Annotated in this window: 10 protein-coding genes; 4 read left to right on the forward strand and 6 right to left on the reverse strand. The window is 49.3% G+C overall.

The genetic code is table 11. From position 1 onward, the window contains the following. Nucleotides 1–34 precede the first annotated feature (34 nt). The gene (locus tag OK023_RS10710; RefSeq protein WP_317692714.1) at nt 35–241 is read right to left on the reverse strand and encodes an MbtH family protein; all 207 of its coding nucleotides are present in this window, start codon (nt 239–241) and stop codon (nt 35–37) included. A 10-nt stretch (nt 242–251) separates the two neighbouring features. Then, on the reverse strand, nt 252–1,598 hold the full coding sequence (fes, locus tag OK023_RS10715; protein ID WP_317692715.1) for an enterochelin esterase: 1,347 nt from the start codon (nt 1,596–1,598) through the stop codon (nt 252–254). Nucleotides 1,599–2,018: 420 nt separating this feature from the next. Here fes and OK023_RS10720 point away from each other — a divergent pair, with 420 nt between their 5' ends. Continuing rightward, entirely contained in the window at nt 2,019–4,295 is a 2,277-nt protein-coding gene (locus OK023_RS10720; protein ID WP_317692716.1) for a TonB-dependent siderophore receptor, read from the forward strand. Nucleotides 4,296–4,351: 56 nt separating this feature from the next. Here OK023_RS10720 and OK023_RS10725 read toward each other — a convergent pair whose 3' ends face one another. The 4 genes from OK023_RS10725 to zipA form a co-directional block, all read right to left on the reverse strand. Next, nucleotides 4,352–5,950: an ABC transporter substrate-binding protein gene (locus tag OK023_RS10725; protein ID WP_317692717.1), complete on the reverse strand. Its 1,599-nt coding sequence runs from the start codon at nt 5,948–5,950 to the stop codon at nt 4,352–4,354. A 135-nt stretch (nt 5,951–6,085) separates the two neighbouring features. Continuing rightward, nucleotides 6,086–6,301 carry a DUF3820 family protein gene (locus OK023_RS10730; protein ID WP_317692718.1) on the reverse strand — a complete coding sequence of 72 codons (216 nt, stop codon included), beginning with the start codon at nt 6,299–6,301 and terminating at the stop codon, nt 6,086–6,088. Then, the gene (ligA, locus tag OK023_RS10735; protein ID WP_317692719.1) at nt 6,301–8,322 is read right to left on the reverse strand and encodes an NAD-dependent DNA ligase LigA; all 2,022 of its coding nucleotides are present in this window, start codon (nt 8,320–8,322) and stop codon (nt 6,301–6,303) included. The genes OK023_RS10730 and ligA overlap by 1 nt, the downstream gene beginning before the upstream one ends. A gap of 204 nt (nt 8,323–8,526) precedes the next feature. Beyond that, on the reverse strand, nt 8,527–9,474 hold the full coding sequence (gene zipA / locus OK023_RS10740) for a cell division protein ZipA (RefSeq protein ID WP_317692720.1): 948 nt from the start codon (nt 9,472–9,474) through the stop codon (nt 8,527–8,529). A gap of 222 nt (nt 9,475–9,696) precedes the next feature. Here zipA and cysZ point away from each other — a divergent pair, with 222 nt between their 5' ends. The 3 genes from cysZ to ptsH all read left to right on the forward strand — a co-directional run bounded on the left by cysZ (nt 9,697) and on the right by ptsH (nt 12,660). Then, nucleotides 9,697–10,458 (forward strand): sulfate transporter CysZ, encoded by a 762-nt coding sequence (gene cysZ, locus OK023_RS10745; RefSeq protein WP_317692721.1) that lies wholly within the window; start codon nt 9,697–9,699, stop codon nt 10,456–10,458. A gap of 576 nt (nt 10,459–11,034) precedes the next feature. Beyond that, a complete protein-coding gene (cysK, locus tag OK023_RS10750) occupies nt 11,035–12,003 on the forward strand; it encodes a cysteine synthase A (protein ID WP_317692722.1) in 969 nt (322 codons plus the stop codon). Nucleotides 12,004–12,402: 399 nt separating this feature from the next. Continuing rightward, nucleotides 12,403–12,660: a phosphocarrier protein Hpr gene (gene ptsH, locus OK023_RS10755; protein WP_024912576.1), complete on the forward strand. Its 258-nt coding sequence runs from the start codon at nt 12,403–12,405 to the stop codon at nt 12,658–12,660. The last annotated feature ends 17 nt before the right edge of the window (nt 12,661–12,677 follow it).

Consider the following 12,677-nt stretch of genomic DNA (forward strand, 5'->3'; position numbering starts at 1 on the left):
ACTCCCGTGGTCGCTAATCGCTTCGCCAGTAACGTCACGCCTTACGCTGTGATGCAGGCCGCATATCCTGCCAATGCTGTTCGAGCCAACTGACACACTGTCCGTGCGGTGCAGGGCCAAAAACGTGGGTCCATCCCCGAGGAACTGGGCTAAAATCTGGCCACAGGCTGTATTGCTGTTCGTGGTTACGCAAGATAAGGAACGTTTGCCGCTCGTCGTCGAATGGGTTGAGAGATTGCATAACAGGCTCCTTAGGCATGAATAGAGATCGGTTTTATTCCATGATAGTTATCCGTTTTGCTCATCCAATGCGCCTGTAAACCATCCAGCAAGCCTCCTCGCCAACACAGTGCATCGTGCCCGCCTTCAACAGTACGGTACCGAACGTGATGCCCGAACTGACTTAAAAGTTCAGCCATACGCTCATTGACCTGATGGACAAGCGCTTCATGCACTCCTGCCTCCAAAAACACCTTCAGTTTGCCGTGTTCCCCTAATCGGTGTTGTTCTATTTGGCGAATCAACCAGCAAGCGTCATCCGGGATCGTGGGTAAGTGCTGCAGGTCACGGCGAGGCCACCAAAAGGAACCTGACTGGCTGATCGCCGCACCAAAACGCTCAGGCCAGCGTAGACAAGCATAGAGCGATGACAGACCACCGAAGCTTTGCCCGGCAACCACTGTGTTCTTGGCCTCACGACTGTATGGTGCCCAGGCAGCAAGCTGAGGAAGTAGTTCTTCCTGTAACGCCAACCAGAATTCCTCTTTGCAGGTCAGTTCCTGCGTTCGGTGTTTCTGATCAATAACATCAATCAGCAAATAGACCGCCTCCGGTAGCTTGCCTTCACGAGTCAGTTGCATCAGAGGTTCCCACACTGGCATTTGCCCAGCCCAGAACTGGCCATCCAGCAGTATCGCTAACGGACGGGATGCAGGAAGACGTTCTCCGGTGGAATAAACCCAGACCCGACGCGTATTGCCTAACCGTGGACTGTGCCAAGTATGCCGTTGCAGTTTAGCCGGAGGCGGAGGCGTACAGCGCGCGCTGGCGATAGCGTAATTGTCAAAACCTCGCCAGGCATTCTGGAGCGGTGCCTTGGGCATATGCAGGCCGGAAAGGAAATGCTCACCAAAACCACGCCAAGCGCGGTAAGGATTAAGCAGATCGTGTGTAGCATTGGCAAAAACCCGCTGCCACCAGTTGCGGGTGGCATGCATATTGGCGTGCTCATTTTCTTCATGCCGCTCTAATGGGCAATCGTCGAGAGAGGGAACAAAGCAATAGCTGCCACGCCAATCGCCTTTCAGCTCGGTTTGCCAATACCAGACATCCGACCCACTCAACCGCAGCAAGCTTTGCGGCAAGGAGGATTGATGGTGATCGGTAAGGCAATTGATATGGATCCAAACGCGTCGATAAGCTGAGGTTAATTCACTTCCCTGAGGATCGCGCCAGAGAAATGTGACTCTCCATTTTCCGTTTGCTAGTGATTCCACTAACGGTGTTCCACGGCGCGCAATATCCAGCCACCAGCTAGGGTTACCGGCATATTTGCTCGTTAATAACTGACTGCTTTCTAACTGTTGTTCTGTTTTCAATACACCACCCACCGTTGTAATTGCCAGAACGCACCGGACGGCGTGTTGCGCCGTGCCGTGTCAAAAAAAACGCAATGACGAATACTATTGATAATTATTTGTATTTGCAATAGTCTGTTTTGGCTCGGAAACAGGACTGGTATTATTCAACAGGGAGCGATGCCTAATCTCTTGTATAAAGCCATAACCACAAACGGGCTTGCCATGGTTCCTCTGGAATCGCAGTTATTTTCGACCACACAATAAAACTACGACTGGCCATTCTGCAGCTCGCGATACCGAAAGTGGCTTCACATTGCAGGTAGGCGACAACTGAGTGCCAAATCGGGCGGGAACTGCTTTGAGTGCCGCAAAGCGACAGCCCGAAGGGGAGATCACACAACACCGAGTAACGAATGGTCGTCAGGTAGGGATCTTAAAATGAATCGGAAGTTATCGCGTTATTCTTTAGCAACACTTATCGGGTTAGGACTGGGTTCATCTTCCTTCGTCAGCGCTGTTCACGCACAGCAAACCACCAGCACATCAAGCGCTACGTTGCCAGAGAAAAACCCAAAAGAAACCGCAGCCAAAGATGTGATTGTGGTAACGGCTGCTAAACAAAACCTTCAGGCCCCCGGCGTTTCCACCATTACAGCCGAAGAAATCCAAAGACGCCCCCCTTCTCGTGATATCAGCGAACTAATACGTACTATGCCAGGCGTTAACCTCACGGGTAATTCTACCAGCGGACAGCGCGGCAACAATCGCCAGCTTGATATACGCGGTATGGGGCCTGAAAATACCCTGCTCCTAATCGACGGTATTCCTGTCAGCAGCCGTAACGCAGTGCGTCAAGGTTGGCGCGGCGAGCGCGATACCCGTGGCGACACCGCTTGGGTACCACCAGAGATGATCGAACGTATTGAGGTGCTGCGTGGTCCTGCCGCGGCGCGCTACGGCAACGGTGCAGCGGGCGGTGTGGTCAATATCATCACCAAGAAAGCTAACAAAGATCTGCATGGTACATTAAGCGGATATTTCAATGTGCCGCAACACAAAGAAGAAGGGGCAACTAAGCGCACCAACTTCAGTCTCTCCGGGCCGCTGAACGACCAGTTAAGCTTCCGCCTGTTTGGGGGATACAGCAAAACACAGGCAGACGCCTGGGATATTAATCAGGGTCATCAGTCCGAACGCACTGGCAACTATGCCAATACTCTACCCGCCGGACGCGAAGGGGTAATCAAAAAAGATATCGACGCGTTGCTGCATTGGGACTTTGCGCCCATGCAGTCATTAGAGCTCCAATATACCTATGGTCGCCAGGGTAACCTGTATGCCGGAGATACCCAGAACACCAATACCAATCCGCTGGTACTCAAAAATTACGGCAAGGAAACCAACCGTATTTACCGTCAATCCTATACGCTCAACTATCGTGGTGCGTGGGATAACGGTGTCAGCACCACCAACTACGTACAATTAGAGCGCACGCGTAATACCCGTTTGGCCGAAGGGCTAGCAGGAGGAACGGAGGGGATCTTCGCCAGCGACGATTTTAATACCACGCGTTTGGATAACATCCTGGCACACAGTGAAGTAAGTATTCCCTTCGATATGTGGGTACCACAGACGGCCACATTGGGCACCGAGTGGAACAGGCAGCGTATGAAAGATCCTTCCTCTTCAACCCAATCGTTAACGGAAGGCGGTTTAGTACCGGGTATTGATGCGACCAATCGTAGCCCTTACTCTTCAGCAAAAATTTTCTCACTGTTTGCCGAGAACAACGCCGAGGTAACCGACAGCACAACGCTCACAACGGGTTTACGTTTTGATCATCATTCGGAAGCTGGCGATAACTGGAGCCCATCCCTCAATCTATCGCAGGAATTAGGGGATATGTTCACCCTTAAAATGGGCATCGCACGTGCTTACAAAGCGCCTAACCTGTTCCAGAACAACGGCAACTACGTGCTGTATAGTCGTGGTCAGGGTTGTGCCGCCAGCGGAGGTGCATGCTATCTAATCGGCAACGACAATCTTAAGGCCGAGAACAGCATCAATAAAGAGATCGGGCTGGAATTCCACTATGACGACTGGCTGGCGGGGCTAACCTATTTCCGTAACGATTATCGAAACAAGATCGAAGCGGGTTATACACCAACAGGAAAAACCGCCAAGGGCACCGATATCTACCGCTGGGATAACGTACCCAAGGCGGTGATCCAAGGTCTGGAAGGTACGCTGAATGTGCCGGTTAGCGAAACTGTGACCTGGAGCAACAACGCCACCTATATGATCGAGAACCAGAATAAGACCACAGGAGATTACCTGTCTATTATTCCCAAATTTACCCTTAACTCAACCTTGAGCTGGCAAGCAACTCAAGCGCTGTCGATGCAGGCTACTGCTACTTGGTATGGCCGTCAGAAACCGAAGAAGTACAACTATAAAGAGGAACCCGTCACCGGTAGCGAGAAGCACGAAGTAAGCCCTTATGCTGTCTTTGGCTTGAGCGGTACCTATGAGTTTACCAAACACGTGAGCTTAACGGCAGGTATCGAAAACCTGTTTGACAAGCGCCAGTTCCGTGCCGGTAACGCCCAGACTACCGGTAATGTCAACACCGGTGCCTATATGTATGGCGCAGGTGCGGCTACGTTTAACGAACCAGGGCGCACTTACTTTATGAGTCTGAACACCCAGTTCTGATGATTAAGCGTTGAACAAGCGCGGCACTTGGCCGCGCTCTTCTTCACTTGCAGGTGTCACTCTTTCTCCAGCGAAACCTGTTTAAAAATGTGTTTACCAAACGGATCGATTTCGTAGCCTTTCACTTCTTTACGCACCGGTTCAAAAATGGTGGAGTGCGCAATCATCAGCGCAGGCATTTGCTCATGCATCATCACCTGTGCCTGTTCATACATTGCCACGCGTTTCTGATGGTTATTCTCTTCCCTTGCCTGAGTGATCAATTCATCAAACGGCTTATAACACCATTTTGCCGAGTTAGAACCGCCATTGGCTGAGGTGCAGGTAAACAACGGGCCAAAGAAGTTATCCGGATCGCCATTCGCGGTAGTCCAACCCATGAGTGCAGCCTGATGCTCACCGTTTTTCACCCGTTGCAGGTATTCCCCCCATTCGAACGTGACAATCTTGGCCTGTACGCCAATTTTGGCCCAGTCTGCCTGGATCATCTCGGCCATACGCTTGGCATTCGGGTTGTAGGGCCGTTGCACCGGCATCGCCCACAAATCTATGGTAAACCCCTGCCCTAAACCTGCCTCCTGCAGTAACTGTTTGGCTTTTTCCGGGGCATAAGGGTAATCCTCTATCCCGGCATTATTACCCCATTGGGTTGGCGGCAACAGATTTTTAGCCTGCTGGCCTGCTCCGTGAAAAACAGCCTCAATAATAGCCGATTTATTGACGGCCATAGCCAATGCCTGGCGTACCTTGACATTATCCAACGGTTTTTTTTGCGTATTAAATGCCAGGAAACCGATGTTCAAGCCAGATTTATCCATCACCTTCAGGTCACTGTCCTCGCGCATACGCGCTAGCTCAGCCGGATTCGGGAATGGCATCACCTGACATTCGTTCTTTTGCAACTTGGCGTAACGGACAGCCGCGTCTGGCGTTATAGAAAACACCAACCGGTCGATTTTCGGTTTACCTTCCCAGTAATTATCAAACGCTTTGTAGAGGATCTTCGAATCTTTTTGATACTGTTGTAATTGGAAAGGCCCGGTACCAATCGGATCGTTATCAACACGCTGCGGTGTTCCCGCTTTTAACATTGCATCGGCATATTCCGCCGACAAAATAGTGGCAAAATACATACCTAAATCGGCAACAAAAGGCGCTTCAGCGCGAGAGAGTTCAAAGCGGACGGTGTGATCGTCGATCTTGACGATATTATTAATCAGTGAACCAAACTCCATTGACTCAAAGTTGGTATAAGCGCCATTGGATACCTTGTGATAAGGGTTATTAGGGTCTTTTTGGCGCATAAAAGAGAAGATCACATCATCTGCATTAAAATCGCGTGTCGGCACGAAGAATTTATTGCTTTGGAATTTCACACCTTTGCGCAAATGGAAAGTGTAGTTTTTACCGTCGTCACTCACTTCCCAACGTTCCGCCAGGCTGGGGATCAGATCGACCGTTCCTACTTTAAAATCCACCAGGCGGTTGTAAATTGCTGCTGAGCTGGCATCCACCGTGGTACCAGAGGTAAATAACTGCGGGTTAAACCCTTCCGGCGAACCTTCAGAACAGTAGACTAACGTACTGGCCTGTGCACTTCCTATGACCGCCAGAGCCAACAGGCCCAGCGTAATCTTGGCTACCTTTTTATGCATTGCTCCATCCCCAGTTGTATTGAATTATTTACTGCATCAACACTAATAAATCAGCCAGTTAGGGATGTAAAGCACAAATTACAACCCCTTGTTCCTGCAAAGGATAACCAAGGGGAAAATACCAGGCCGTATTAATTAACTGCGTTTGAGTGGCTTGACCAAATGATCAAGCCCTTCAATTTTGATTGCCAGTGTCATTTCCATTAGCATTCCCAATTTACCGTTGGGGAATTCGCCTTTGCGAGAAAACCACAACAGATACTCCTCTGGTAAATCAATCAGTAGCCTGCCCTGGTATTTTCCAAAAGGCATCACAGTATTGGCGATCTCTATCAGGTTCTCTTTTTCCATCAAACACCCAGCAAACGAATCATTTCTGCCTCGTCGATCACCTTGATACCTAACTCCTGTGCTTTTACTAGCTTGGAGCCAGCAGCTTCACCCGCTATCACCAGATCGGTTTTCTTGGAAACGCTGCCACTGACTTTAGCACCAAGCGCGGTCAAGCGATCTTTAGCTTCATCACGGGAAAGTTGGCTTAGGGAGCCAGTCAGCACCACGGTTTTACCTGCAAAGGGGCTATCTATCTCTTCAGCCATCACCACAACCGGTGCAGGCCAGTTGATCCCCACTTCTGGACTAATCAGCTCAGCAATCACCTGTTGGTTATGGGCTTCTGCAAAAAAATTCACAACTTGCTTGGCAACCACTTCACCCACATCCTGCACTTGCTTTAGCTCATCAACATGGGCAGCTTGCAATTTATCCAATGAACCAAAGTGTGCAGCCAGGTTAGCCGCCGTAGCCTCACCCACTTCACGTATCCCTAATGCAAACAGGAAACGCGCAAACGTTGTTTGTTTAGCCGTTTCTAACGCGTTGACAAGGTTTTGAGCGGACTTTGGCCCCATCCGATCCAACCCGGTAAGTATGCCAGGGGAAAGCCGGAACAAGTCTGCCGGATTTTTAACATATTCTTTGTCAACGAGCTGCTCGATGATTTTGTCTCCCATGCCATCAACATCCAGGGCACGGCGAGAAACAAAGTGTTTCAACGCTTCTTTGCGCTGAGCACCGCAAAACAATCCTCCGGTACAACGAGTGATCGCTTCGCCTTCAATACGCTCCACATCAGAACCGCAAACTGGGCAATGAACAGGAAACTCGACTACCCGCGCATCCTGCGGACGACGTTCTTCCAACACGCCAACCACTTTTGGGATCACGTCACCGGCGCGGCGCACAATCACTGTATCGCCAATACGCAGGCCAAGGCGTTCGATTTCGTCAGCATTATGCAACGTGGCATTGCTGACAACCACACCAGCAACCTGTACAGGTTCCAAACGTGCAACCGGAGTAATCGCCCCTGTCCGCCCCACCTGGAACTCAACATCTCGAATCAGCGTGATCTGTTCTTGTGCGGGAAATTTGAATGCTGTCGCCCAACGCGGAGCTCGCGCGACAAAACCGAGAGCCTCCTGCAGATCGATATCGTCGATCTTCACCACCACACCGTCAATATCAAAACCGAGGTGAGTCCGGTCTTGCTCTACCTGACGATAAAATGCCAGCACTTCATCACTACCTGTACAACGTTTGATGCGATCGCTTACCGGAAACCCCCAGGTTTTAAACTGCATCAAACGTTCCCAATGGCTACGCGGCAATTCTCCGCCCTCAAGCAGACCGACGCCATAGCACAAAAAAGTCAATGGCCGTTTGGCTGCAATACGCGGGTCAAGCTGACGGATCGACCCTGCGGCAGCATTGCGCGGATTAGCAAAGATTTTGCCATCTTTGCGGCGCGCTTCTTCGTTCATCTTTTCAAAACCGGCTTGTGGCATGAATACCTCGCCACGCACTTCCAACCGCCGAGGGATATTTTTCCCTATTAATCGCAGCGGGATTGCTCGGATGGTACGCACATTAGCGGTAATATTCTCCCCTGTAGTACCGTCACCACGTGTCGCTGCGCGTTTCAACTCACCGTCTTCATAAAGCAGGCTGACTGCCAAACCATCAAGTTTCATCTCACAACAAAACGTTAAAGGCTCGCTGCTTTGCAAACGATCCTGAACGCGTTTGTAAAATGCCAGATAGCTCTCTTCATCAAATACGTTGTCCAGCGATAGCATCGGTACTTCATGGTGTACCTGCTCAAATGCTGGCAAAGGAGCCGCACCCACTCGTTGTGTTGGAGAGTCTGCCGTTACCAGTTCAGGATGAGCCGCTTCGAGTTCACGCAATTCATGCATCAAACGATCATATTCCGCATCCGGGATCTCCGGTGCGTCGAGCACGTGATACTGATATTCGTGATGGCGCAGTGAAGTTCGCAGTTGATTGATTGTTTCGTTAATCGATTTCATGGCTCATCATCAAAGATAAAAAACCCCGGCTAGCGGGGGGTGTAGTTTGGCGGATTTGAGGAGTGTGACACACTCCAACTTTTTAGATACCTAAACCCTTCAAATTAGCAGGATATAAGAGGCTGATGACTATCTCCCTCATCAGCCAATAGAATTGAGTAAGACCTAAAGACCCCTCTTGGAATCCATCGAGCAGATGATGGGTCAAGCCTTCTTTTCCAACACTTCGCGGATACGTGATTTGTAGGCTTCCAGCTTCTGCGGCGTCATCATGCGACGCTCGTCGTCAAGTACCACACCCCCGACATCATCAGCAATACGTTGAGCAGACTGAAGCATCAACTTGAAGTTTTGATTGGCATCGCCATAAGACGGCACCATCATAAACATTGATACCCCCGGTGTTGAAAAATCAGACATTGTTTCGGGATCAAACGAACCCGGCTTGACCATGTTGGCAAGGCTAAACAACACAGGGCCACTGCCTGCTGGGCTAATATGACGGTGGAAAATACTCATTTCACCAAACTGAAAGCCCGCATGCAGGACGCTCTGTAACAACACCTCACCACCGATTACACAGCCATGATGCGCAGCAACATGCAACACCAACACGGTTTCATTCGTTTTCACCGGTTCACTGTCTACCTGAGTTTCGTGTACAGGCCGAACAGCTACCGCAGACTCAGGCTGATGCAAATGCTCTGACGACTGCACCACTGGCTTATGCTCATCAGCCTGAAACGGCACAACTTTTTCAGTCTGCGGTTTACGACGCAAATCTGATTGTTGCGGCTCATCGTCATTTACATCCTGCTCATAATCCTCAAGCAGGATGTCATCGTAATCCTGACGCTGCGAGAGGAGCGTTGGCTGAACTTCGCACGCCAAAGCAGGCTCTTCGCGTGAAGTTTCAAAATTACCTAATGACGGTTCATCTAGGGGACGAATGGCACGAACACGCACTTCTCCCACGCCTTCAGCAGAATCATTAAGTGAAGTTGTTTCACTGTCTATTTTCGAGCGTTTGGCTGGGCGATCGCGAAAGAGCGAAGAGCGTTCTTTACGGCTGGTCCAAAGGCCATGCAATAACAACGCTATTATGGCGATCGCGCCAACAACGATTAATATCAGACGCAAATCTTGCATCATTGCTATCTCTGTTGTTCCGATACATTGCCACCGCGGCAAACATTCACTCTGTAACTCTATTTGCCAGAACGCACAAGTGCAAGTCCGCACTGAACTTTATACCAATAAAGATGATTACAGTGCATTTTTTTGCTGTTTTTTCAGCCAATGACACCCTAGCCAGTGGTTAGTGATACCTATATGATGGTGAAGCCTGTTCAGACAATGAGATAACCTTAAGATATGTCCTATATGCAGCCTCCTTCAAAACCCGCTAACGGCATTCATTATTTTGCCGAAGGCTGGCGACTGATTTCGCGCCCGGGGATCAGACGCTACGTCATTTTGCCGCTATTAGTAAACGTGCTGCTGATGGGCTCTGCCTTCTGGTGGCTGTTCAATCAACTGGGCGATTGGATCCCACGCATAATGAGCCATGTACCAGACTGGCTACAGTGGTTGAGCTATTTACTCTGGCCATTAGCAGTCATCTCTGTGCTGTTGGTGTTCAGTTATCTATTTAGCACCATCACGAATCTGATCGCCGCGCCATTTTGTGGGCTGCTAGCCGAGAAGCTTGAAGGCAGTCTGACCGGTAAAGCGCTACCGGACACTGGCATTGCAGGCATTATCAAAGACCTTCCCCGTATCATGTCACGCGAGTGGCGAAAGCTGATGTACTACCTACCACGCGCACTGGTACTATTGTTGCTTTATTTTATACCGGGAATCGGACAAACGCTGGCACCGGTCTTGTGGTTCTTGTTCAGCGCGTGGATGCTAGCTATTCAGTACTGCGATTATCCGTTTGACAACCACAAAGTCGCCTTCGCCGATATGCGCCGTGCTTTAAGTGAACACAAAGGCCCCAACCTTCAGTTTGGTGCTCTTATCAGCCTGTTCACCATGATCCCCATCGTTAATCTGGTGATCCTGCCCGTCGCTGTTTGTGGTGCAACAGCAATGTGGGTAGATCGTTACCGTTTGCAATTTGTACCCCATTAATTGAATTCATTACCCATACGGTGCTTGATACTCTAAATACACCGAGTTGCACAAAAGTGATAATATTTCGACAATAACTAATTGTTTATGGAGTAGTTATTGTCGACCTCCTCACCTAATGATTTCTTGGGTCAAAGGTATTTGCCAGCACAGGCTTGTGGATACAGTTATAATCACCCATAGCTATGTACGTCTTAGGTCAAGTTACTTTATATGTGGCAAAAACTGGGCTGAAATGTCTCAGACAAGGCTTTCAGCTTTAAGTACCAGCACGGGCGATCCCGAAAAGCAAACGTAATAAGTCATCCTCACGAACTGCGTGTACGCTCCGCTTTACCCGTGTTGTCCATGTTCACAATGTCAACCCTGTACCCCAAGTTGTTGTTTATACTGTTTTGCAGAAGGAATTCGGGATCGCCATAGTCAATTTAATTTGACTATAAAACAACCAAGCTCATCTTCAATCTACTTATTTCCTAATAACATATAGATATACTAATTCCTTACTTCCCTGCAGAACCGGTTCGCGTATGCTTTCGATGTTCTCTACATTTTCATAGAGTTAAAGGACGGGTTATGAGCAAGATATATGAAGACAACTCATTAACAATCGGCCATACGCCGCTGGTTCGTCTGAACAGTATCGGCAACGGGCGCATTCTCGCCAAGGTTGAATCTCGTAACCCGAGCTTCAGCGTAAAGTGCCGTATCGGTGCTAGTATGATCTGGGATGCCGAAAAACGTGGCATTCTTAGCGCAGGTAAAGAGTTGGTGGAACCAACGAGTGGCAACACCGGTATTGCCTTGGCCTTTGTTGCCGCAGCTCGTGGCTATAAGTTGACCTTGACCATGCCTGAAACCATGAGTATCGAACGACGTAAACTGCTCAAGGCACTGGGCGCTAATCTGATCCTGACGGAAGGTGCGAAAGGGATGAAAGGTGCCATCGTAAAAGCAGAAGAAATCGTCGCCACCGATCCAAACCGTTATATCCTATTGCAACAGTTCAGCAATCCAGCTAACCCGGAAATCCATGAAAAAACCACTGGCCCGGAAATCTGGGCAGATACCGATGGTGACATAGATGTGTTTATTGCAGGTGTCGGTACCGGCGGTACGCTGACAGGCGTGAGCCGTTTTATCAAGAACACCAAAGGAAAACACCTTACCACCGTCGCCGTTGAACCGACGGATTCCCCCGTCATCAGCCAAGCATTAGCGGGTATTGAAATCAAACCCGGCCCACATAAAATACAGGGTATTGGCGCAGGTTTCATTCCTGATAACCTAGACCTTGGTCTGGTTGACCGCGTTGAGCAAGTCACCAACGACGAGGCCATCAGCATGGCACGCCGGTTAATGGAAGAAGAAGGGATACTGGCTGGAATTTCATCAGGTGCTGCCGTTGCAGCAGCCGTTAGACTTTCAGAAGAAGCGGACTTTGCTGATAAAACTATTGTAGTTATTCTGCCGTCCTCAGGTGAGCGCTATTTAAGCACAGCGCTGTTTGCCAATCTGTTCACGGAACAAGAGTTACAGCAATGATGCAAACCGTGCATAAAAAGCTAAAAAGCACCTTTCGGGGTGTTTTTTTGTGGACTGGATCAAAGTTTACTCTACTTACAGATTGATTTTAGCTGCTGGCTTTAGTATTTAAGCGGAAAATTATTTCGGTGCACAAAATTAATCACATCCTGCTATTGTTTGAGCTGAATCGATTTACTCGTTTGTCGCCAAGCTAAAAAACACGGCATAATAGGAAGCTGGTTGAAACGACGTCAGAAGCCTGTTTTTTTTGATCTGAAATGCCTAAAGTGTCGTTTTATGTTGCATCAACGCTCGCCCCTGTACCATAGTCAGGCGCTAACCGGACAAGCTAAAATCACGCCCTTGCGCTAAACTTTAGCTCCATAACCTTAAATCGAATAAGTCGGGGAAACATTAATGTTCCAGCAAGAAGTTACTATCACCGCTCCGAATGGTCTGCATACTCGTCCAGCTGCTCAGTTTGTCAAAGAAGCCAAAGGCTTTGTGTCTGATATCACTGTGACGTCTAATGGCAAAAGCGCCAGCGCCAAAAGCCTGTTCAAGTTGCAAACGCTGGGCCTGACCCAAGGGACCGTAGTAACCATTGAGGCTGTTGGTGAAGACGAGCAAAAAGCCGTTGAGCACTTGGTAAAACTGATGGCAGAGCTTGAATAATAGGCCCGTCTTTTTAG

This window comes from Serratia sp. UGAL515B_01 (assembly GCF_033095805.1).
Taxonomy (GTDB): domain Bacteria; phylum Pseudomonadota; class Gammaproteobacteria; order Enterobacterales; family Enterobacteriaceae; genus Chania.

Excerpts from the sequence above, each read along its gene's own strand:
- OK023_RS10710 (WP_317692714.1), bottom strand. The coding sequence starts at position 241 with ATGCAATCTCTCAACCCATTCGACGACGAGCGGCAAACGTTCCTTATC.
- OK023_RS10720 (WP_317692716.1), top strand. The coding sequence starts at position 2,019 with ATGAATCGGAAGTTATCGCGTTATTCTTTAGCAACACTTATCGGGTTA.
- OK023_RS10725 (WP_317692717.1), bottom strand. The coding sequence starts at position 5,950 with ATGCATAAAAAGGTAGCCAAGATTACGCTGGGCCTGTTGGCTCTGGCG.
- OK023_RS10730 (WP_317692718.1), bottom strand. The coding sequence starts at position 6,301 with ATGGAAAAAGAGAACCTGATAGAGATCGCCAATACTGTGATGCCTTTT.
- ligA (WP_317692719.1), bottom strand. The coding sequence starts at position 8,322 with ATGAAATCGATTAACGAAACAATCAATCAACTGCGAACTTCACTGCGC.
- zipA (WP_317692720.1), bottom strand. The coding sequence starts at position 9,474 with ATGATGCAAGATTTGCGTCTGATATTAATCGTTGTTGGCGCGATCGCC.
- cysZ (WP_317692721.1), top strand. The coding sequence starts at position 9,697 with ATGTCCTATATGCAGCCTCCTTCAAAACCCGCTAACGGCATTCATTAT.
- cysK (WP_317692722.1), top strand. The coding sequence starts at position 11,035 with ATGAGCAAGATATATGAAGACAACTCATTAACAATCGGCCATACGCCG.
- ptsH (WP_024912576.1), top strand. The coding sequence starts at position 12,403 with ATGTTCCAGCAAGAAGTTACTATCACCGCTCCGAATGGTCTGCATACT.